Annotated in this window: 16 protein-coding genes; 13 read left to right on the top strand and 3 right to left on the bottom strand. The window is 73.2% G+C overall.

The annotated features are described in order from the left end of the window. Positions 1 to 654 precede the first annotated feature (654 nt). Complete coding sequence (locus DQ392_RS07970; RefSeq protein ID WP_114014812.1) at positions 655 to 2,703, top strand: AAA family ATPase; 2,049 nt, start codon at positions 655 to 657, stop codon at positions 2,701 to 2,703. Between the two features lie 63 nt (positions 2,704 to 2,766). Here the strand turns inward: DQ392_RS07970 and DQ392_RS07975 are convergent, their stop codons facing one another. Beyond that, positions 2,767 to 4,137, bottom strand: a complete 1,371-nt coding sequence (locus DQ392_RS07975; protein WP_114014813.1) for a cryptochrome/photolyase family protein — start codon at positions 4,135 to 4,137, stop codon at positions 2,767 to 2,769. 212 nt (positions 4,138 to 4,349) lie between these two features. Further along, complete coding sequence (locus DQ392_RS07980) at positions 4,350 to 5,447, bottom strand: M64 family metallopeptidase (RefSeq protein WP_245981256.1); 1,098 nt, start codon at positions 5,445 to 5,447, stop codon at positions 4,350 to 4,352. Positions 5,448 to 5,613: 166 nt separating this feature from the next. On the opposite strand from DQ392_RS07980, the gene DQ392_RS07985 reads away from it, so the two are divergent. The 6 genes from DQ392_RS07985 to egtD all read left to right on the top strand — a co-directional run bounded on the left by DQ392_RS07985 (position 5,614) and on the right by egtD (position 12,176). Then, on the top strand, positions 5,614 to 6,951 hold the full coding sequence (locus tag DQ392_RS07985; protein WP_114014814.1) for a helix-turn-helix domain-containing protein: 1,338 nt from the start codon (positions 5,614 to 5,616) through the stop codon (positions 6,949 to 6,951). 241 nt (positions 6,952 to 7,192) lie between these two features. Then, complete coding sequence (locus DQ392_RS07990; RefSeq protein WP_245981257.1) at positions 7,193 to 7,480, top strand: hypothetical protein; 288 nt, start codon at positions 7,193 to 7,195, stop codon at positions 7,478 to 7,480. Between the two features lie 202 nt (positions 7,481 to 7,682). Further along, positions 7,683 to 9,116, top strand: a complete 1,434-nt coding sequence (gene egtA, locus DQ392_RS07995) for an ergothioneine biosynthesis glutamate--cysteine ligase EgtA (protein WP_114014815.1) — start codon at positions 7,683 to 7,685, stop codon at positions 9,114 to 9,116. Continuing rightward, positions 9,113 to 10,456: an ergothioneine biosynthesis protein EgtB gene (gene egtB / locus DQ392_RS08000; RefSeq protein ID WP_114014816.1), complete on the top strand. Its 1,344-nt coding sequence runs from the start codon at positions 9,113 to 9,115 to the stop codon at positions 10,454 to 10,456. Before egtA ends, egtB begins: the two co-directional genes overlap by 4 nt. Then, the gene (gene egtC / locus DQ392_RS08005) at positions 10,456 to 11,208 is read left to right on the top strand and encodes an ergothioneine biosynthesis protein EgtC (protein WP_114014817.1); all 753 of its coding nucleotides are present in this window, start codon (positions 10,456 to 10,458) and stop codon (positions 11,206 to 11,208) included. Before egtB ends, egtC begins: the two co-directional genes overlap by 1 nt. After that, complete coding sequence (gene egtD / locus DQ392_RS08010; RefSeq protein ID WP_114014818.1) at positions 11,205 to 12,176, top strand: L-histidine N(alpha)-methyltransferase; 972 nt, start codon at positions 11,205 to 11,207, stop codon at positions 12,174 to 12,176. The genes egtC and egtD overlap by 4 nt, the downstream gene beginning before the upstream one ends. A gap of 83 nt (positions 12,177 to 12,259) precedes the next feature. Here egtD and DQ392_RS08015 read toward each other — a convergent pair whose 3' ends face one another. After that, complete coding sequence (locus DQ392_RS08015; protein ID WP_114014819.1) at positions 12,260 to 14,998, bottom strand: SpoIIE family protein phosphatase; 2,739 nt, start codon at positions 14,996 to 14,998, stop codon at positions 12,260 to 12,262. Positions 14,999 to 15,337: 339 nt separating this feature from the next. On the opposite strand from DQ392_RS08015, the gene DQ392_RS08020 reads away from it, so the two are divergent. The 6 genes from DQ392_RS08020 to DQ392_RS08045 all read left to right on the top strand — a co-directional run bounded on the left by DQ392_RS08020 (position 15,338) and on the right by DQ392_RS08045 (position 22,230). Continuing rightward, a complete protein-coding gene (locus tag DQ392_RS08020) occupies positions 15,338 to 16,456 on the top strand; it encodes an ROK family transcriptional regulator (protein WP_245981275.1) in 1,119 nt (372 codons plus the stop codon). Between the two features lie 120 nt (positions 16,457 to 16,576). Continuing rightward, positions 16,577 to 17,911: an ABC transporter substrate-binding protein gene (locus DQ392_RS08025; RefSeq protein WP_114014820.1), complete on the top strand. Its 1,335-nt coding sequence runs from the start codon at positions 16,577 to 16,579 to the stop codon at positions 17,909 to 17,911. Positions 17,912 to 17,921: 10 nt separating this feature from the next. Continuing rightward, complete coding sequence (locus DQ392_RS08030) at positions 17,922 to 18,920, top strand: carbohydrate ABC transporter permease (RefSeq protein ID WP_114014821.1); 999 nt, start codon at positions 17,922 to 17,924, stop codon at positions 18,918 to 18,920. Positions 18,921 to 18,924: 4 nt separating this feature from the next. Beyond that, entirely contained in the window at positions 18,925 to 19,860 is a 936-nt protein-coding gene (locus DQ392_RS08035) for a carbohydrate ABC transporter permease (protein ID WP_114014822.1), read from the top strand. A 7-nt stretch (positions 19,861 to 19,867) separates the two neighbouring features. Then, the gene (locus DQ392_RS08040; protein ID WP_114014823.1) at positions 19,868 to 21,133 is read left to right on the top strand and encodes a 6-phospho-beta-glucosidase; all 1,266 of its coding nucleotides are present in this window, start codon (positions 19,868 to 19,870) and stop codon (positions 21,131 to 21,133) included. Next, positions 21,130 to 22,230, top strand: coding sequence for an N-acetylglucosamine kinase (locus DQ392_RS08045; RefSeq protein WP_425470506.1), 1,101 nt, complete (start codon positions 21,130 to 21,132; stop codon positions 22,228 to 22,230). The genes DQ392_RS08040 and DQ392_RS08045 overlap by 4 nt, the downstream gene beginning before the upstream one ends. Positions 22,231 to 22,294: the final 64 nt, after the last annotated feature.

Consider the following 22,294-nt stretch of genomic DNA (forward strand, 5'->3'; position numbering starts at 1 on the left):
CCCGGCGCATCGCCCCCGCACGCCCCTGGTAGAACAACCGGAGTGTCCCAGCAGGCTCCGCTCCCCCTCCCCCACCCCGTCGCGGCCGTACTGGCCGAGCGAGCGGCGGCTGACAGCCGCCCAGGGGCCCGAACGGACGGGTACCGGGTGGCGTTGGCCATCGAGGGCGGCGGCATGCGCGGGACCGTCATGGTAGATCAGGTGCAGCACGTTGCAGACCAGCCACACCACTGCGGTGGTACGGACGAGGGCGTCGTCACGGGCGGCGCGGAGCGCACGCCCTCGCGAGCGGGCGTACGCGTTTTCGAGGGCGCGGCCCTCATGTGCCCGGTCGGACCGTGGAGATGACCGAATCCGTGCCCGAAGAGAGGCTGAACGGCCGCCGTTGACGTACCGGCGGCGTGACGGCGCCCGTTCTCACCCGCACCGTGTTGACCTGCGACCGTTCCCCCACCTGCCCGATCGCACATCAATCGATGTTCCGTACGATCGGAGTCCTCCGCACGGTGCGTCCCTTTCGTACACACCGTGAAGCCGCAGTGCGCGCCTCGACCCGGCAGTGCTGCCCACGGTCCGCGCAGGGGAGGCGGACCGGCCTCGCCGGGCACCCGAGGCGCCAGTCAGCAAGAGAAGGACCGCAGAACGAAGATGCAGATGTCTCCCACGTCCAGGCCGGTCGACTCGCGCGGGGAGCAACTGGCGGCGTTGCGGAGAACTCTCTTCACCGGAAGGGAGGCCGAGCTGCGCGTCTTGCGCGATCTCCTGCTCAACGACCGGCGCGGCTGCTTCGTGGTGTGGCTGCACGGCACGGCGGGCGTCGGGAAGACGGCGCTGCTCCAGCGCTTCGGGGACGAGGCCCGGCAGCACGGCCGCACCTGCCGCACGGTCGACATGCGCTGCACCGAGCCCACCCCCGAGGCGTTTTCGGCAGCGCTGGAGGCGCAGGGCCCGCCGGAGGTCACGGGGGTGCTGCTGGTGGACTCGGGGGAACTGCTGGGTCCGCTCGAACAGTGGCTGCGCCACGTCTTCCTGCCGGGCATGCCCACGGACGCGCTGCTCGTCGTCGCCGGCCGCACTCCTCCCGCCGCCGAGTGGCGTACCGACGCACAGTGGTGGCACGCGCTGCGCAGTCTGCACCTGCCGAGCCTGGACGACGGGGAAGCCGCCGTGCTGCTGCGCGTAAGGCGGGTGCCGGAGGCGGACATACCCGTCGCCGTGCGTGCCGCGCACGGGCTGCCGCTCGCCCTGACGCTGATCGCCGACGCGAGGGCACGCAGTGCCGGGACCGGGGAACGGCGCCCGCACTGGGAGCTGCGCCACTCCCCCGACCTGGTGCGCGAACTGCTGCGCCTGCTCCTGCGCGAGACGCCCTCCCTGGCGCAGGCCGACGCGCTCTACGTCCTCGCCCTGGCCAGGATCACCACGGAGGAACTGGTGCGGCACGGGCTGGGGACGTCGGCCCAGGAGGCGCGGCAGCTGTGCGCCTGGCTACGGGGGCTCTCGTTCGTGCGGAGCACCACGGAGGGGCTCGTCCCCCACGAGCTGGCGCGCGACGCGCTGCTGGCCGACCTGCGCTGGCGGGGCGCCGAGAAGTACGAACGGCTGCTGGGACAGCTGCACGGGTACCTCGCACACCGGCTGTCCCAGCGGACGGGCGACCGCTGGTCGAACGGTGCCGACCTGGCGTACGTGGGACGGGACAACCGCGTCCTGCGGGCAGCCTTCGACTGGCGGGGCGCGCACCGTCTGATGCCGCGCCCCGCCCGCCAGGACGACCTCAAGACCGTCCTGGCCGGCGTCGAGGAGGAGCACGGCGATCAGGCGGTGCTCCTGGCCGAGCAGTGGTGGGCCCATCAGCCGTCCGCGTTCACCGTCTTCGAAGACGCCCGGCGGGAGGTCGTGGACTGGCTGATCGCCCCCTGTCTGGAGGCCGGTACGGCGGAGATGCCCGACGACCCGGTCGCGCTGGCCGCCCTGGAGCAGGTCAGCGCCTGGGCGCCGCTGCGCCGCTCGGAACGGCTGCTCCTGCCCCGCTGGAGCACCGGTGCGCACGGTGCGTCGCCCGCCGTCGCCTTCGGTCTGACGACGCTGTGGGCGACCACGCCGGGCCTCGCGGTCAGCTGGACCGCCACCGTCGGAGAACCGGCGTCCCTGCCGTCCGTCCTCGCGCTGTACGGACACCAGCCGGCCGACTCCGTCCTCGACGTCGACGGCCGGCGGGTGACACCGTTCGTGCACGACTGGCGCCTTGTTCCCTTCGGACGGTGGAGCCACACCCTGCCGACGAGGCTGCTGACGGACGAGCCGCCGGCCGCCCGCGCCCCCGCCGTCGCGCCCGGACCGCCGATGCCGTGGCCGGACTTCGCGGACGCCGTCAAGCAGGCCTACCGCAGCATGCGGGACACCCGGCGGCTGGCAGAGAACGCGCTGCTGGACACCCGGCTGGTCCCGCCCGGGAGCGGCGCCTCGGCGCTGCGCGACGTGCTGACCGAGACGGTGGCCCGGCTGTGCTCCAGCCCCGGGCAGCAGCAGTTGGGCACCGTTCTCGACCTCACCTACGTCAGCGGCCCCCGCTCCCAGCAGGCCGCCGCGAGCCGTGCGGCCCTCTCCTTCAGTACTTACAGGCGCCGGCTGTCGACCGCGCTGACGAAGGCGGCCGAACTGCTGCGCGAGCGTGAACTGTACGGACAGCACGGGGAGTGAACGGCGCCGCCGGCCGACGACGCCACTCGCCGGACGCGTGTCACCGGCCGGGCGGGCCGAGCCTCACTTGCCGCGTGCGTGGCGGAAGCGGTCGAGGCCGTCACCGAGGTCGACGATGGGCTCGGGGTAGCCCAGGGCGGCGAACTCCTCCTCGCCGAGCTTCCACGGCTCGTGCACGTACCGCTTGTGCACGTCGGCCAGTTCGGGCACCCAGCGCCGTACGTAGCCGCCCTCGGGGTCGTACTTCTTCCCCTGGGTGATCGGGTTGAGCACCCGGTTGGGGCGGGTGTCGGTACCGGTTCCTGCCATCCACTGCCAGTTCATCTGGTTGTTGGCGATGTCGCCGTCCACCAGGTGGTCCAGGAAGTGCCGTGCTCCCACCCGCCAGTCCACGTACAGGGTCTTGGCCAGGAAGCTGCCGACGAGGAGGCGCCCCCTGTTGTGCATCCAGCCCTCGTGCCGCAGCTGCCTCATGGCGGCGTCGACCACGGGATAGCCGGTGCGTCCCTGGCGCCACGCCTCGGCCTCACGGCCTGCCTGCTCTCCGGTGCGCCAGTGGTCGTGGTGCGTACGGTAGTCGGCTCGGGCGGTGTGCGGCCGTGCCGCGAGGACCTGGTGGTGGAAGTCCCGCCAGGCCAGCTGCCGGACGAAGGCCTCGGCTCCGGGCCCGCCCTGGCGGCGGGCGCGAGCGACCAGTTCGGCCGGTGAGAGGGTGCCGAAGTGCAGGTGGGGTGAGAGGCGCGAGGTGGCGTCTGCGGCCAGGTCGTCGTGCCGGTCCTCGTAGGCGTCCATGCCGGAGCTGAGCCAGTCCGCGAAGCGCTCGCGTCCCGCGCTCTCCCCGCCCTCCGGCACCCCCGGCGAGACCCCCTTCGTGCGTGTGCGCGACGGCACCTTCTCGGACTTGAGCCCCTCGACGGCGCCGATCCGCCGTGGCGCTCCCAGCGGGTCGCGCCGGTGGGTGTCCTCCCAACGGCGGAAGTAGGGGGTGAAGACGGCCATGTGGTCCTTGCCCGACGCAGTGATCTCACCCGGGGCGACGGCCGTGACGACCCGGTCGTGGACGCACAGCCGCCTCCCGGCGGACTCCAGCGCGGCGCGGAGCCGCTCCTCGCGACGGGCGGCGAAGCCGCTGACGTCCGCGGCGACGTGGACCTCGGCGGCGTCCGCCTCGTGTGCGACCCGGCAGACCTGTTCGACGACCTCTCCGGTACGCACGATCAGCCGGGCTCCGCGCTGCCGCAGCCCGTGGTCGAGATCGGTGAGGCAGTCGGCGAGGAACGCCAGCCTGTTGGGGGCGGCGTAGCCCGCGGCGTCGATGCCGGTGTCGCGCACGAAGAGCGGAACGACGGTGTCGGCCGCCTTGCAAGCGGCGCGGAGCGGTGGGTTGTCGCGGAGCCGTAGGTCACGGGTGAAGAGCGCGACGGCGGCGGTCATGGAGCTGCTCCAGCGTCGGTGGCGGGGCCGGGGGCGGCCCGAGGTGCGGCCACCCCCGGTGCGGCGGGGCGCGGACGCTCCAGCATCCCGTCCCGCGTACGCGGGAGGGGCCGATACGTCCGCCCCGGCGTGTCGGCACAGCCTCTCCGCCGCCAGGCGCGCGTTCCCCGGCCGGCACCGCCCCGCGCCGGGGCGGAGCGCGTGAGCGCCGGTCAGCCGCCGTTCGTGTAGCGCGCGAAACCGTCGATGAGGCCCTGGCGGCTGGGGTTGTTGAACTCGCGTACCGAGAAGTCCCGCATCAGCGAGGTCTCAGTGGGCCGGTAGAGGCCCTTCTCGTAGTAGCCGGCGCCCTCGAACGTGCCGGTCTGCCCACCCGCCGGATCGTCCTTCCCGAGCCAGGAGTACCACTTGGTCTGCCGCTGCGCCATCTCCTGCGCGCTGTAGGTGCTGATGTTGACGTCCTCCGGCTCGGGCCCCTGGTAGGTGCCGGATTCGCCGTAGCCGTACTCGTCGGCGAGCCTGCCGATGGAGTGCGCCATCTCGTGTACGGCGATGAGGCCGGAGGCGGAGTTGTCCGAGGAGAGGGTGGAGACCCCGTCGAAGGGGTAGCCGGTCAGCCGGTTGTACCCGGCGCCGCCGTACTTGGTGGAGTTGGCGACGACCACGACGATGTCGGCCGCGGGTGCCTGCGCGGCGTACGCGTTGACCTTGTCGAGGTCCGCGCACAGCAGCCGCTCCAGCCCGTCGCACCAGAAGTACGAGCTGAGCGCGGTGTCCCGCTTCACCTCCTGTGAGGGGTCGCCGGAGACGCCGGACTCGTTCGAGACGGCGTCCACGGTCCACACGTTCATCTTGTCAGTGTTGCTGCCATACGGTTCCACGGCGGTGACCTCGGCCCACTGGGCCTCGGCGTCCGCACGGAAGTCGGCGAGCTGGTCGGCGGTGTAGCCGTCGCCGACGAGGACCAGGTCGAGCCGCTCCGCGCTGGGCCCGGTGCGCCGCAGCGCGGAGACGCGCCCGTCGGCCGCGCTCTCCCCGGCGTCCAGGGCGGTGTGCGGGGCGACGGCGTCCTGGGGCGCGGCGGTGGGCACGCCGGTCCGGTGTCCTGTGGGTCCGGAGGGCCGGAAGGACTCCACTGTCTGGCTGTCGGCGACGTGGGCGGGCCGCGCCGTGGCCTGGGGATGGTGTGGGGACGGCTCGGCGCGGGCGCTCGCGGTGACCGCGGTGGCGGACAGCAGGGTGGTCGCGGCGGCGAGGGCGGCGAACCGGCGTATGCGGGTGCGCGCGGCGGATCGTACGCGTCTGGGCACGGCTGCTCCAGGGGTGGGGGGCTGCGCGGCCACAATTGATAAGCCGCTTGGTAAACGTGCTTAACTGGCCGCTCAACATAGGACGTTGGGCAGGACCCGACAAGACTCCGTGCCCGGGCCGCGCTCGCGGAACCGGGCCGGGCCCGGCGAGGAGTGTGGACGTACCGTGGCCGAACGGTCCGAGACGGTGGGCGAGCGCGTGTACCGGCTGCGTACCCAGCGGGGCATGACGCAGCGCCAGGTGGCGGCCCCGTCCTACACCGCCGCCTACGTCTCCACCGTGGAGGCGGGCAAGGTGCGCCCCTCGCAGAAGGCGCTGCACCATCTGGCCGGCCGGCTGGGCGTGGACAGCCGGGAACTGCTCACAGGACAGCCCGCTCACCTGGCCACCGGCCTGCGGCTCGGCCTCACGGGCGCCCAGCACACCCTCGCCACCGGAGACACCGCCGAGGCGGCCCGCGAGTTCACCGGGCTGCTGGCCGAGGCCGAGGGGTACGAGCTGACCGAGGAGAGCGCCGCCGCGCAACTCGGCCTCGGTGAGTGCGCCCTGGAATCCGGTGACCTCGCGCAGGCGCACACGTGCTTCGAGGCGGCGGAACGGCTCCTCGCCGACGCGGCACCGGCCCGGCGCGCCCCCGCGGTGCGCGGGCGGGCCGTCGCCCACCTGCTGGCCGGCGAACTGCGCTACTCCTGCTACCTGCTGGAAAACGCCCTGGACGAGCTGAACAACTCGGGCCACCACGATCCGGACGCGCTGCTCCTGCTCTACACGGCGGCCATCGCCCCCTACCTCGACATGGGCGCGCACGCGCGCGCGGCGCACGCGGCCGAGCAGGCGCTGTCCCTGGCGCCGTCGGCCACCGACAGCGCACGTGTCGCCGCCCTGCACCGCTCGGTGGCCCGCACCCTGCTGGCGGAGAACCGGATCGCCGAGGCCGACGCCTCCCTCGCCAAGGCCGCCGAGCTCTACCGCACGCTGCGTCTGCGCACGGAGCTGGCCCACTGCCACTGGATGCGCGGTTACGTGCACGCGCAAAGCGGCGATCTGGAACAGGCCGAGCGTGAGATGCGGACCGCGCGCGAGATGCTCGCCGCCAAGCGGGCGACGCTCTACGCGGAACAGGTCGAGGTGGAGCTGGCCGACGTCGTACGGCGCCGGGGCAGGACGGACGAGGCCAGGGAGCTTCTGCGCGGTGTGCTGGCCACGGCGGGCCAGGAGCGTGCGGCGGTGCACGCCGGGGCGGCGCACCGGCTGCTGGGGCTGATCGCTCAGGAGGCCGGGGAGCTGGAGGGCGCGGAGGAGCACTACGTGTCGGCGCTGTCGCTGCTGGAGCGGGCCGGAGCCGCCGGCGACCTGGCCGACGTGTGCCGCCTGCTGGGTGACCTGCTGCGCCGCGCGGGCAGGACGGAGGCGGCCATGGACGCCTACCGCACCGGCCTCGGACCCCGCATGACGCGGGGCGTCACCACCCTCGGCCCGGCCCCCGCCGAGCCGCCCGCGTAGGCGTCCGCGAGACCGTCGCGGCCACGCGGGGGACGGGCTGGGGCGCGGCGGGACGGTCCGGGGAGCGCAGGCGCGGGCGGGGGCGTTGTGTACGCTTCCCCGGCAGCGCGCTCGGGTGTCCCGCACCGATCGATGTGATCGTTTCGTAGTCTGGACGCTCGAGGGCGTACACCGTGCCGCAAGGGGTACGGTTGCGTCGGTCTCACGCCCACGATTCCCGAGGAGCTCCGCGAAATCCCCCATGACTGCTGACCCGGACAAGGCTGAATTCGACCTTCTCTACGAGGACGCGAAAGCCGGCGTCGCCGAGGCGCGGCGGCGCGTGCTCGACGCCTCCGCCGACGGGCCCGACAGCGACCGGCTGGCCGACGCCCTCGACGAGCTGGAAGCGGCGCTCGCCCACCGCGAAGCGGCCCGGCTGCGCACCCGCGACGACGCCTGGCTGCTGACCGCGCTCGGCGCGGCCAACGCCATCGACCCCGAGTTCCACGGCGACGCGGCTCCCGGCCCCGAAGGACCCGCCGACTGAGGCGTCCCACCTCCCCGGCGAAACCCCCGCCGGACGACCGGCGGCGGGACCATGCCCCCGGCAATCGGCCCGTTGGCCGAGAAGCGCCGCCACGGGGCCCGGTCGCCCTGCGCGGTCTTGTGGGTTCGGCCCGGTAGCGGTTTCAGTGTGGTGAGCAGCTCACGTCCGGTACGCCACCACCACGTGGACCGAGGGGGCGGGCATGACCGTCATCGCGTCAGGGGAAGTGCGGGAACTGCTCACGGAGGAGGCGGCGCTGGCGCGGGTGCACGGCATCTGCTTCAAGACCGGGCCGCCACGCCGGGTCGGCGTCGAACTCGAATGGCTGGTCCACCCCGTCGACGGTCTCCCACCGGCACCGCGGACGGGCAGTGTGCGGCAGGCGGCCCCCGGACGTGAGCACGTCGGCGCGGCCGCGCTGGAAGCGGCGGTGTCCGAGTTGCGGGCCCTGCCGCTGTCGTCGGTGGTGTCCCTGGAGCCCGGCGGACAGGTCGAGTTCAGCTCCCGCCCGTCGGAGTCCCTCCCCGCGTGCATCGAGGCGGTCGGCGCCGACCTGACCGCCGCCCGGGCCCGGCTGGCCCGCCACGGCATACGGCTGGTGGGCAGGGGGCTGGACGAGCGGTGCGGCCCCCGGCTGCTGGACGCCCCGCGCTATCGCGCGATGGAGAGCTTCTTCGACCGCACGGGCCCGGCCGGCCGGACCATGATGCGCTCCTCCGCGTCCGTGCAGGTGTGTGTGGACGCGGGCGTCGCGGGGCGCGGGCCCTTCGGGCTCCGGCGGCGCTGGTTCCTCGCCCACGTGCTGGGGGCCGTGCTGACGGCCGCGTTCGCGAACTCTCCCGTGGTGGAGGGCGACTGGGCGGGCTGGCGGTCGGGCCGCCAGGCCGTGTGGGCGGCCCTGGACGGCTACCGCAACCTCTCCCCCGCTCCGGTGAGCCGGGAGAACCCGCGTTCCTCGTGGGCCCGGCACGCGCTGGACGCGCCGGTGCTGTGCGTACGGTCGCGTGAGGGCCCGTGGACCGTACCCCGGGACGGCATGACCTTCCGCCAGTGGATCGGTCACTGGTCGGGCCGCGGCCGGCGGCACGGCTCGGCCCCAGGCCCCGACTGTGCCGCTCTCAGGCCGCCGGGGCTGGCGGACCTCGACTACCATCTGACCACGCTCTTCCCGCCGGTACGGCCCTGCGGCCACCTGGAACTGCGCATGATCGACGCCCAGTCGGGTGACGACGGCTGGATCGTACCGCTGGCCGTGACGACCGCCCTGTTCGACGACGCCGTCGCCGCGCAGGCCGCCTTCCGGGCCGTACGGCCGCTGGCCAGCCTCTGCGCCGGCGCGCAGGCGCCACGCAACGCCCTGTGGCAGCGGGCGGCCAGGGACGGGCTGAGCGACCCCGGGCTGCGGGCGGCCGCCGCCGCCTGCTTCGCCGCCGCGCTGGAAGCGCTGCCGCGGATGGGCGCGGACCGGACCGTCGTCGCGGCCGTCGGCGACTTCACCGCCCGCTACGTGACCCGGGGCCGCTGCCCCGCCGACGACACCCTCGACGCGTGCGGCAGCGCGACCCATGCCGCCGCTCCCCCACCTGCCGCGCCGCCCCGCCCAGAGGGCGACGCGGGGAAGGAGAGGTCTCGATGACCGCCGGCATCACGGAAGACGGCGCCGGGCCGCGCGCACGGGCCCTCGACGCGCTGGACGCGGCGCGCCGGCGCACCCTCGGCCTGGCCGACTGCGTCGAGGACGGAGAACTGACGGCACAGCACTCGCCGCTGATGTCGCCGCTCGTGTGGGACATGGCGCACATCGCCAACCAGGAGGAGCAGTGGCTGCTGCGTGCCGCCGGCGGCCAAGACGCGCTCCGTCCGGAGATCGACTCACTCTACGACGCGTTCGAGCACCCACGCGCCGAACGCCCGACCCTGCCGCTGCTGCCGCCTGGCGAGGCGCGCGGCTATCTGACCGAGGTGCGCTTTCGCGCCCTCGACGTGCTGGAGCGGGCCCGCTTCAGCGGGACCGGCCGGCTGCTGCACGGCGGATTCGCCTTCGGGATGATCGCCCAGCACGAGCAGCAGCACGCCGAGACCATGCTGATCACCCACCAGCTGCGGCGCGGCCCCGCCGCACTGGGCGCTCCCCCTCCGCCGCCCGCGCCGTCCGACGTGGCGTCGCTGCCGCCCCAGGTGGCGATACCCGGCGGCCCGTTCACCATGGGCACCGACGACGAGCCGTGGGCGCTGGACAACGAGCGCCCGGCCCACCGCCGCGAGGTGGACGCCTTCCACATCGACACGCTGCCGGTCAGCAACGGCGCCTACCTGCGGTTCGTCGAGGACGGCGGCTACCGCCAGGAGCGCTGGTGGCACCCGGCGGGCTGGGAGCAGGTGCGCCGCCACGGGTGGCGGGCGCCGCTGTTCTGGCGCCGGGACGGTGCGGGCGGGTGGTGGCGACGGCGCTTCGGAGTGGCGGAGCCGGTACCGGCTGACGAACCGGTACTCCATGTCAGCTGGTACGAGGCGGACGCGTACGCCCGGTGGGCGGGGCGGCGGCTGCCGACGGAGGCCGAGTGGGAGAAGGCGGCCCGCTTCGACCCGGACACCTCGAGCAGCCGCCGCTTCCCGTGGGGCGCACAGCCGCCGGGCCCGCGCCACGCCAACCTGGGCCAGCGCCATCTGCGGCCCGCCCCGGTGGGCAGCTACCCCGAGGGGGCTTCCGCGACGGGCGCACGGCAGCTGCTGGGCGACGTGTGGGAGTGGACGTCGAGCGACTTCGCCCCCTACCCGGGCTTCATCGCGTTCCCCTACCGGGAGTACTCCGAGGTGTTCTTCGGTCACGGGTACAAGGTGCTGCGGGGCGGGGGTTTCGGGGTGGGTTCCGTGGTGGCGAGGGCGACGTTCCGCAACTGGGACCACCCGGTGCGCCGGCAGATCTTCTCGGGGTTCCGCACGGCCTGCGCGCCGGCCTGCCGGGACTGCGGCTGATGTGCCGCCACCTCGCCTACGTGGGGCCCGCGCGCGCCCTGCGGGACCTCCTGGTGCGGCCCGAGTTCTCCCTGGTGCGCCAGTCGTGGGAGCCGCGCCGTCAGGGCCACGGGACGGTGAACGCGGACGGCTTCGGGGTCGGCTGGTACGCCGAGGGCGACCCGGTCCCGGCGCGGTACCGCCGCACCGGCCCCGTGTGGGCCGACGGCTCGTTCACCGATCTGTGCCGCGTGGTGCGCTCCGACGGCGTACTGGCGGCGGTGCGGGACGCCACGGACGGCTGCTCCGGCGGGGAGGCGGCCGTCGCCCCGTTCGGCGCGGACAGCTGGCTGTTCAGCCACAACGGGGCGGTCACCGGCTGGCCCGCCTCGGTCGCCGACGTGGCCGCCCGCACGCTGAGCACGCGGGAGCTGCTCGACGTGGAGGCGCGCACCGACGCCGCACTGGCCTGGGCTCTGGTGCTGCACCGGTTGCGCTCCGGCGCTTCGCTCGCAGCGGCCGTGGCGCAGCCGGCGGCCGCGCTGGCACGGGCAGCACCGAGATCGCGGCTGAACTTCCTGCTCACCGACGGACGCGGTGTGGCCGGGACGGCGGTGGGCGAGTCGCTGTGGGTGCTGGCACGGCCGCAGGAGTCGCTGACGGTGGCCTCGGAGCCGTACGACACGGATCAGGGCTGGCGGCAGGTGCCCGAGGGGTGCGTCGTCGCAGGGGATGCCGCGCACGTCGAGATTCTTGGCTTGGAGGATCTGTGAACACCCCCCGTTTCTCCCTCACCCGCAGCCTGCCGCCCGGGGCCACCTCGGCGGCGCTGGCGGCCGATGTGGCCCGGGGCCTGTCGCGCGTACCCAAGGAGCTGCCGCCGCGGTGGTTCTACGACGCGCGGGGTAGCGAACTGTTCGAGGAGATCACCGGCCTGCCCGAGTACTACCCGACCCGGGCCGAGCAGGAGATCCTCACGCGGCACGCCGGGGACATCGCCCGTCTGTCCGGGGCGGGTGCCCTGGTGGAGCTGGGGTCGGGCTCGTCGGTCAAGACGCGGCTGCTGCTGGACGCGCTGCCCGAGCGGCTGTTGTACGTGCCGGTGGACGTCAGCTCCTCGGCCCTGGAGGCGGCCGGACGGGCGCTGCTGGCCGAGCGCCCGGAGCTGAGGGTGCACGCCATGGTCGCCGACTTCCTGGCCGGGCTCCCGTTGCCGGCCTCGCCGTCCCCCCGTCTGGTGGCTTTCCTGGGCGGCACCGTCGGCAACCTGCTGCCGGCCGAACGCGCCCGTTTCCTGACCTGGCTGCGCACCTCGCTGGCCCCTGGAGACGCGCTCCTGCTCGGCACCGACCTGGTCAAGGAACCCGCGCTGCTGGTGGCCGCATACGACGACGCGCGGGGTGTGACCGCCGAGTTCAACAAGAACGTCCTGCGGGTGCTGGCCCGCGAGCTGGACGCGGACTGCGATCCGGCCGACTTCGACCATGTCGCGGTGTGGGACGCGGAACGGGAGTGGATCGAGATGCGGTTGCGCGCCCGTGCGGCACTGAGCGTGAAGGTGCCCGCGCTCGATGCGAGCTTCGACTTCCAGGTGGGTGAGGAACTGCGCACCGAGGTGTCGGCCAAGTTCCGTCCCGAGAGGCTGCGGGTCGAACTCGCGGACAGCGGCTGGCGCCTGGAGCGGATGTGGACCGATACGCGAAGCCGTTTCGCGCTGAGTCTCGCGTTCCCGGCGCCGTGAACGCGGGGACTCGCGCTCCCGGCACCGCACGCGGCGGATCTCGCGTTGCCCGCGCCGTGGGCGGGTCCGCCCGGGCCCGCCCCTCACGTCCACTGGGCCTCGTGCTCGGCGCTGTCCGTCAGAGGCATCTCGGCCCAGATCGTCTTGCCGTGCGGCCCGTAGCGGGTGCCCCAGTGCTGGGCGAGCTGGGCGATGAGGAACAGGCCGCGGCCGCCCTCGTCGACGGTGGTGGCACGGCGCAGATGGGGCGCGGTGCTGCTGCTGTCGGACACCTCGCAGGTCAGGTACCGGTCGCAGAGCAGCCGCACGGTGACGGGAGGCGCTCCGTAGCGGACGGCGTTGGTGATCAGCTCGCTGAGGACGAGTTCCGCGGTGAAGGCGGTCTCCTCCAGGCCCCATGCGGTCATCCGGTCCATGCAGGCGGCACGCACCGGGGCGACCGCCTCGGGGTCGCTGGGTACCTCCCACTCGGCGACCCGGTCGGGCGGCAGCCTGCGGGTGACGGCGACGAGCAGCGCGATGTCGTCCCTGTCGGTGTGCGACCTGCCGGGCAGCAGCGCCTCCAGGAGGGCACCGCAGGTCTCGTCCGGGTCGCGGCCCGCGCGGGCGACCTCCTCGAGGAGGGTCTCCAGCCGCTCGTCGAGGTCGCGGCCGCGCGAGCGGATCAGACCGTCCGTGTAGAGGACCAGCCGGCTGCCCTCGGGGACCGTCAGGGTGCGCGTCTCGAACGGTGACGTGCCCAGCCCCAGGGGGAGGTTGGCCGGCACGTCCAGGAGTGCGGTCGTCCCGTCGGGCCTGGCCAGTGCGGGCGGCGGGTGGCCGGCTCTGGCGATGTGGCACTGCCCGGTGGCCGGCTCGTACAGGACGTAGAGCACGGTGGCGCCGGTGACCGTCTCGGTCTCCGGGCGGCGGGTGGGGTCCTGGTCGATGCGGACCACCAGCTCGTCCAGGTGGGCGAGGAGTTCGTCGGGCGGCAGGTCGAGCGAGGAGAAGTTGTGCACGGCCGTCCGCAGCCGTCCCATGGTGGCGGCCGCGTGCAGCCCGTGTCCGACGACGTCGCCGACGACCAGCGCCACGCGGGCGCCGGGCAGCGGGAGGACGTCGAACCAGTCGCCGCCGACGCCCGCCTGCGCGGGCACGTAGCGGTAGGCGGCGTCGACCGCGTTCTGTTCCGGCAGTCCGCCCGGCAGCAGGCTGCGCTGCAAGGTGACGGCCATGCCGTGTTCGCGGGCGTAGCGCCGTGCGTTGTCGACGCAGACCGCCGTGCGGGCGACCAGTTCCTGCGCGGAGGCGAGGTCTTCGGGCTGGAAGGGCTGCTGGTCGCGGCGCCAGAAGCTGGCGAGTCCGAGAACGGTGCCCCTGGCCCGCAGCGGCACGGTGATCCGCGAGTGGAAGCCCGAGGAGAGGATGTGTGCGGCGCCTTCGGGGTCGATCTCGCGCCACTCGGTGGCGGCGGCCAGGTCGGGCTCGAAGACGGGTGCGACCTGAACCGCGTCTCCCGTCGTGCGGAAGGCCACCGGGGGGATGCGCGGTCTGCTGCCCAGGGGCTGCAACGGGTGGTCGCCGACCGCCGAGCGCAGGGCGACGCGCCGCACGGTGGCGGTGGTGGGGTCGGGCAGCGGCTCTTGTCCCTCGATCACCGGGTCGAGCAGGTCGACGCTCACCACGTCGGCGAACCGGTCCACGGCGACCTCGGCCAGCTCCTCGGCGGTGCGTTTCACGTCGAGGGTCGTGCCGACGTGCAGCCCTGCCGTGTAGAGCAGTTCGAGACGCTGGGCGGCGACTTCGGCCTGCCCTGCCACTTCCCGCAGCTCGGTGGTGTCCCGCGCAGTGGTCACGGTGCCGCTCGGGTCGCCGTCGCCGCCGGTGGGGCGCTGGTTGACGGCCAGCAGCCGTTCGCCGACGGGGTGCACCTCGTCGGTGGCCGTACGGCCCGAGACCAGCAGCTGTCCGACGCCGGACGGCAGGCGCAGCGCGCCGATGCGCTGCCCCTGCGCGCCCGCGGGCAGCCCCAGGAGGCGGTGGGCCTCGTCGTTGGCCAAAAGCAGCCGCCGGTCGACGTCGAGCACGAGGACGCCCTCGCGGACCGCGTGCAAAACCGCGTCGTGGTGCTCGTACATCCGGGTCACCTCGGTCGGGCCGAGGCCGCGCGTCTGCCGTTTGAGCCGCCTGCTGATCAGGCCCGCGCCCGCGGCGGCCAGCAGGAGCGCGCCGACGGCGCCGACGCCGACCCAGGGCAGTTCCCGGTCGAGCCGGGCGGAGACGGTGGCCAGGTCGACGCCCGCGGTGACGAGGCCGACCACCTTGCGCTCCGAGTCCCGTACGGGCGCGACCGCCCGCACCGAGTCCGTGGGCTCTCCGTGGAAGCGTTCGAGGTAGGTCTCGCCGGCCAGCGCCCTGCTGAAGTCGCCCGCGGCGCGTCTGCCGATCAGCTCGGTGAGGGGGTCGGAGAGGCGCACGCCGCCGTCGTCGAGCACCGCCACGAAGTCGATGCCGCACGCGTCGCGCGCCCGGAGGCTCACGGGTTGCAGTGCGGCCGTCGGACGGGTGGAACGGAGGGCCGCTGCGGTGGAGGGGGCGGCCGCCAGGGTGCCGGCGCAGGCCAGTGACCGGTCGCGGGCGCTGCGCACGTCGGCGGCGCGGGCCTGCCAGGCGAGGAGGGCGGCGCCCGCCAGCACCAGCAGCAGGACGATCGCCAGTTGCAGGGCGAACACCTGAGCGGCGACGCTGCGCCCCGCGAACCGTGCTCCGCGCTCCCCCGGCTCCTGGGCCCTTCGCCGCCCGCGCCACCGCCTCAGCCGTCTTCGCCACTCCCGCGCCATAGAGCATGGTCTACCGCCCTTTGCGCGCGTTTTCGCGAACGCGCCCCACGGGGCCCCAGGGGTGCCCGGATCAGGGGATGGCAGCCGACCGCCCGTCCGGCGCGCAGATCACGGCTCGGTTGCTTCCGTCCGCAGCCATTGACGTGGCCGTCGGCGGAGTTCTAGGTTCCCGCCATCGATAGGAAACTTTCCTAACGAATCCCGCCGCCCGTGCACCGTCGCCCGGGCGGCCCGGACGGACGGGGCTCCACCTTGGCCACCACACACGCCGACTCCAGCGGCATACCCGGCACCCCGGGAGCGCCCGGGACCCCGGGAACGCCACGTGTGCTGCGGGCGATGAACGACCGGGCCGCACTCGATCTGCTCGTCGCCCACGGGGCACTGACCCGCACCCGGATCAGCGAACTGACCGGCCTGTCGAAGCCGACCGCCTCCCAGCTCCTCAACCGGCTCACGGAGACCGGGCTCGTGCGGACCCGGAACAAGGAGCGCGGCAAACCCGGCCCCAACGCGCTGCTGTACGAGATCGATCCCGCCGCCGCACACGTCGCCGCGCTGTCGGCCGACCCCTGGGGCATCTCCGCCGTGGTCGCCGACATCACGGGCACGGTCGTCGGCCGCGCGCGCGTCGAGGCCGACTCGGTGGCCGACCACGTGCGCCACCGCACGGCGCAGTTGGTCAAGGAGGCCGTCGACGGCGCCCTGGCGGACGCGGGTCCCGGCACGCGGGAGCCGCACACCACGGTCATCGGCACACCCGGCGCCATCGACCCGCACTCGGGTGAGCTGCGCTACGCCCCGCACCTGCCCGGCTGGCACTCCAGGACGCTGCGCGCCGAACTGGCCGAGGTGCTCGGCGCCCCCGTCACGATCGAGAACGACGTCAACCTCGCGGCCATGGCCGAGCAGCACGAGGGGGCCGCCCAGGACCACGACAACTTCGCGCTGGTCTGGGTGGACAACGGTACGGGCGCGGCCGTCGTCGTGGACGGCACGCTGTTGCGCGGGGCGACGGGCGGCGCGGGCGAGATCGGCTACATGCCGCTGCCCGGGGCGCCGCTGGCCCGGGGCGGCCCTGGCGAGTACGCGACGGCGCGGGCAGGCGGCGGCTTCCAGAGCCTGGTCTCGGTCTCGGCCGTCCGCGAACTCGCGGGGGGCGGGCCGCTCCCCGACGCGCTGGCCGATCCGCCCGTGCGCGAGGAGACCGCACGCCGGCTGGCGGCCGGGATCGCCGCCGTGGTCGCCGTCGTCGACCCCGAACTCGTCGTCCTGTCGGGTGCGGTGCCGCAGACGGGCGGCGAAGAACTGCGCACGCTGGTCGAGCAGGAGCTGACCGGGCTCGCGCTGCCCCGTCCGCTGCTGCGGCTGAGCGATCTGGACGGCGACCCGATTCTGACCGGCGCCCTGCTGTCCGCCCTGGCCCAGGCACGCGAGCAGGTGTTCGACACCGCCTGACGGCGGCCACCGCACCCCGCTCCGCACGCCCCACGGCCGCCCACCGCGCCCCGCTCTCCCGGCGGCGCGCCCCCGCTTGCGCACTCAGGCCCCACCCCACCCTGCCCTGAAGGAGTTCCCATGCCGCCTCCGCGTCTGCGCGCCTGGCCGGCCGTGCTGCTCGCCACCGGGCTGCTGCTGTCCGGCTGCGCCAACCCCAGCGTCGGCAGCGCCGACGACGACCCGGACGCGCCCGTCACGCTGAGGTTCTGGCACGGCTGGTCCGAACCCGGCGAGGTGAAAGCGATCGACAAGAGCGTTGAGCGCTTCGAGGAGCTGCACCCCAACATCCACGTCGAGACCACGGGCAACGTCAGCGACGCCACCGTCAACCAGGCGCTGCGGGCCGGCGGCGACAAGGCACCCGACGTGGTGTCCTCCTTCACCACGAACAACGTCGGCCAGTACTGCGACTCGGGGATGTGGGCCGACCTCGACCCCTTCCTGAAGAAAAGCGGTGTCGACAAGAAGAAGGTCTTTCCCTCCACCCTGCTGGACTACACGCGGTACGAGGGCACCCAGTGCGCGCTGCCGCTGCTGGCCGACGCCTTCGGGCTCTACTACAACAAGGACGCCTTCGCGAAAGCCGGCATCGACCGTCCGCCGCGGACCATGTCGGAGTTCGCCGAGGACGCGGCCAAGCTCACCGAGCGCGACGGCGACCGGGTCGAGAGGGCCGGCTTCATGCCCAACTTCCGCCTGTACCAGAACAGTCCCGACCGGCTGTTCGCCCAGTGGGGCCCGCGCTACTTCGACCAGGACGGCAAGGCCCGCCTCGCCGAGGAGCCGCTCACCCGGCAGTTCTACCGCACGATGAAGAAGCTCTCGGACGCCCAGGGCGGCTACGCGGCACTGGAGCGGCTGCGGCAGAGCTTCGGCGACGAGATGTCCCGGCAGAGCGGGTTCATGACCGGCAAGCTGGCGATGCACCTGGACGGCGAGTGGCGCGGCCTGATGCTCCAGGAGGACGAGCCCGACTTCGACTGGGGCGTGGCACCGCTGCCGGTACCCGACGACCAGGCCGACACCTACGGGCGCGGCTACCTGACCGGCACGGTCGCCGGGATCGCCCACAGCAGCACCCACCAGAACGCGGCGTGGGAGCTGCTGAGATTCCTGACCACCGACACCGAACAGGTGGTGTCCTTCGCCAACGCGATCCACAACGTGCCCTCCACCAAGGCGGCCCTCACCTCCCCGGAGCTGGACGCCGACCCGGCCTTCCGCACGTTCCTGCGGATCGCGAGGAACCCGCACAGCCAGGCGCTGCCGCCCTCGACGACCGGCGGCATGTACGTGACGGCCTTCCAGGACTTCTCCTACTCGGTGGAGGCGGGAAAGGCCGGCGACCTGGGCGCGGGTCTGCGTGAACTCGACAGGCAGATCGACGCCGACACCCTCCAGGCCAAGAACTAGGAGCGCGGCCATGGCACCCTCCCTCTCCTCCGGCACCAGGCCGGAGACGCCCGGCCCCACCGCCCCGGCCTCCGACGCGCGGCTGCGCCGCAAGAGGAGGCGCGACAGGCTGCGCACGATCGGCTTCCTGTCGCCCTGGCTCGTGGGGTTCTCGGTCTTCTTCGGCTACCCGCTGGCCGCCACCGTCTACTTCTCCTTCATGCACTACAACCAGATCAAGCAGCCCGAGTTCGTGGGACTGCGCAACTGGTCGTACGTCTTCACGCAGATGCCCCTGTTCGGCCCGGCGCTGTGGAACACGCTGTGGCTGGTCGTGGTGATGGTCGCGCTGCGCGTGGTCTTCGGCGTCGGCATCGGGCTGCTGGTGACCAAGCTCAAGAGCGGTGTGGGCTTTTTCCGCACCGCCTTCTACGTGCCCTATCTGGCACCCCCGGTGGCCGCCACCGTGGCCTTCGTCTTCCTGCTCAACCCGGCGACCGGGCCGGTCAACGAGATACTCTCGGCGGTCGGGATCGACGGGCCGAACTGGTTCAACGACCCGGCCTGGGCCAAACCGTCGCTGGTGATGCTCTCGCTGTGGGGCATCGGCGACCTCATGGTGATCTTCATGGCCGCGCTGCTGGACGTACCCAAGGAACAGTACGAGGCGGCCGAACTGGACGGCGCCGGAGCGCTGACGAAGTTCCGCTTCGTCACCTGGCCGAACATCACGCCGATCGTGATGTTCGCGGTGGTGACCGGCGTCGTGCAGACGATGCAGTACTACACGCAGGCGCTCGTGGCCGGAAAGCTGGCCTCCGGCGTCACCATCGGCCCCGGCACGGTCATCCAGCCCGGCTACCCCGACCACTCGACGATCACCGTGCCGCAGCTCGTGTACCAGCTGGGCTTCCAGAACTTCAACACCGGGGCGGCCTGCGTGCTCTCCCTGGTGCTGTTCGCCATCGCGATGGCCGTGACCATGCTGCTCATGCGCCGCAGAAGCGGCCTGCTGTCGGCGGAGGACTGATCAGATGACGACCCCGACCACTCCGACGGCCACGCCGCCCTCCGCTGCGGCCCGGCCCCCGAGGGCGGCCCGCACGCCCTCCCCCGGACCCTCCCCGGCGAGCCGCAGGGCACGCCGCAAGCGCGTACTGCACTGGATCGCCGTGCACTCCGCCGCCGTCGCGCTCGCGCTGGCCTTCGTGCTGCCGTTCGTCTTCGTACTGCTGACCTCGGTGATGGGCGACGGGCAGGCCATGAGCGGCGAGCTGTGGCCCACCTCGTGGCACTGGGAGAACTACGCGAAGGTCTTCCGCACCCCCGGCTTCCTCGACTGGTGGCGCAACTCGCTGATGTACGCGCTGCTGGGGACGCTGTTCACCGTGTGCTCGTCACTTCCCGTGGCCTACGCGCTGGCGAAGTTCCGCTTCCGCGGCCGGCGGACGGCCATGCTGCTGGTGATCTCCACGATGATGCTGCCGCCGCAGGTGATCGTCGTGCCGATGTACCTGGTGTGGGCGCAGCAGTTCCACCTGTCGGGATCGCTGTGGCCGTTGATCATCCCGATGGCGTTCGGTGACGCGTACTCGATCTTCCTGCTGCGGCAGTTCCTGCTGACGATCCCCAAGGAGTACATCGAGTCGGCCCGGATCGACGGCTGCGGCGAGGTGCGCACCCTGCTGCGGATCGTCGTCCCGATGGCGAAGCCCGGCATCGCCGCCGTCGCGCTGTTCCAGTTCTTCTACTGCTGGAACGACTACTTCGGCCCCCAGATCTACGCGGCCCAGAACCCGGGCGCCTGGACGCTCAGTTACGGGCTCGAATCGTTCAAGTCCGCGCACAGTGTGGACTGGAACCTGACGATGGCGGCCACTTTGCTGGTCATGGCGCCGGTCATCATCGTCTTCTTCTTCGCACAGAAGGCCTTCGTCGAAGGCGTCACCCTCACCGGAGTAAAGGGCTGAGACACACATGAAGCTCGCAGTGGTCGGCGGAGGCTCGACCTACACCCCCGAACTCATCGACGGCTTCGCGCGGCTGCGCGACGTGCTCCCCATCGACGAGCTCGTCCTGATCGACCCGGCCGCCGACCGGCTGGAGCTGGTCGGCGGCCTGGCCCGGCGGATCTTCGCCAGGCAGGGCCACCCCGGCACCGTCACCACCACGGCCGACCTGGACGCCGGCGTGGACGGCGCGGACGCCGTACTGCTCCAGCTGCGCGTCGGCGGGCAGGCGGCCCGCGACCGGGACGAGACCTGGCCGCTGGAGTGCGGCTGCGTCGGCCAGGAGACCACCGGCGCCGGCGGCCTCGCCAAGGCGCTGCGCACCGTGCCCGTCGTCCTCGACATCGCCGAGCGGGTCCGCCGCAGCAACCCGCACGCCTGGATCATCGACTTCACCAACCCCGTCGGCATCGTCACCCGCGCCCTGCTCACCGCGGGACACAAGGCCGTCGGGCTGTGCAACGTCGCGATCGGCTTCCAGCGCAAGTTCGCCAAGCTGCTCGAGGTCTCCCCCGCCGAGGTGCACCTCGACCACGTCGGCCTCAACCACCTCACCTGGGAGCTGGGCGTGCGGCTCGGCGGCCCCGACGGCACGGACGTGTTGCCGAAGCTGCTGTCCGAGCACGGCGACGCCGTCGCCGACGACCTGCACATGCCCCGCACCCTCGTCGACCGCCTCGGCGTCGTGCCGTCCTACTACCTGCGCTACTACTACGCGCACGACGAGGTGGTGCGCGCCCAGCGGCAGAAGCCCACCCGGGCGGCCGAGGTCGCGGCGCTGGAGAAGCAGCTGCTCGAGATGTACGCCGACCCGGCGCTCGACACCAAGCCCGAACTGCTCGCCCGCCGCGGCGGCGCCTACTACTCGGAGGCCGCCGTCGACCTGGCCGCCTCGCTGCTGCGCGAGGGCGGCAGCACCCATCAGGCGGTCAACACCCTCAACAACGGCACCCTGCCCTTCCTCCCCGACGACGCGGTCATCGAGACCCAGGCCCGGATCGACCGCGACGGCGCGCACCCGCTGCCGGTACCCGCCCTCGACCCGCAGTTCACCGGGCTGATCGCACACGTCACCGCGTACGAGGACCTCGCCCTCGGCGCGGCGCTGCACGGCGGCCGCGACCGCGTCTTCAAGGCGCTGCTCGCCCACCCCCTCATCGGCCAGATCGAGTACGCCGAGCAGCTGACCGACCAGCTCCTCGCGCACAACAAGGAGCACCTGGCGTGGGCCTGAGCCAACCGCAGACCGCACCGGGACCCGGGGCCGCCTCGCCGCTCCCGGGGGCCGAGGGGACGGTCCCGGCCGTCCTGGCCATCGACGCGGGCAACAGCAAGACCGACGCGGCTCTCCTCGGCGCCGACGGCAGCGTCATGGGCACGGCACGCGGCGGCGGCTTCCGCCCGTCGGCCGTCGGCGTGCGCACCGCCGTCGACGTGCTGGCCGACGCGGTGTCGAGGGCGCGGCAGGACGCCGCGGGCTCCCACCCGCTGCCCGCGGTGCAGCAGGTGATGGCCTGTCTGGCCAACGCGGACCTGCCCGTCGAGGAGGAGCAGTTGGCGGCGGCACTCGCCGAACGCGGCTGGGGCAAGGACGTCACCGTGCACAACGACACCTTCGCCGTGCTGCGCGCCGGGCTCGGCGCGCAGCACGGCGACGCCGCACCGTGCGGTGTGGCCGTCGTGTGCGGCGCGGGCGTCAACTGCGCCGGGATGCTCCCGGACGGACGTACCGCGCGCTTCCCCGCACTCGGCCGGCTCTCGGGCGACTGGGGCGGCGGGGGCGGACTCGCCGACGAGGCGCTGTGGCACGCGGCCCGCGCCGAGGACGGCCGCGGTGCGGCCACCGCGCTGGCGACCGCGCTGCCCGCGCACTTCGAGCTGGCCTCCATGTACGCGCTGATCGAGGCCCTGCACCTGGGACACATCCCGTACGCGCGGCGACTGGAGCTGACTCCGGTGCTGTTCAAGGTGGCCGACGGCGGAGACGCCGTGGCCTCGTCCCTCGTGGCACGTATGGCGGAGGAGGTCGTCACGATGGCGACGGTGGCGCTGCGCCGGCTGGACCTGCTGGACGCGGATGTGCCCGTGCTGCTCGGTGGAGGCGTACTGGCCGCCGCTCATCCCCTCCTCAACGACCGGATCGGCGAACTGCTGGCCCGGCGCGCCCCGCGCGCCGTCCCCCGCGTCGTGCACGCCCGCCCCGTCCTGGGCGCGGCGCTCCTCGGTCTCGACGCCCTGGGCGCTCCGCTGGAAGCACACGCGAGAGCGCGCCGCCACTTCGAGCACGGTCGGGACGGAGGCGGTCACTCCGAAGTCAAAAAATTGCACTGATGCAAAACTGGCATCCAGTTGACTTTTCGGGGAGAGTGACGTGGCCGAGGCGGCCCGCGCACGC

This window comes from Streptomyces reniochalinae (genome assembly GCF_003323735.1).
In the GTDB taxonomy this organism is placed as follows: Bacteria; Actinomycetota; Actinomycetes; order Streptomycetales; family Streptomycetaceae; genus Streptomyces; species Streptomyces reniochalinae.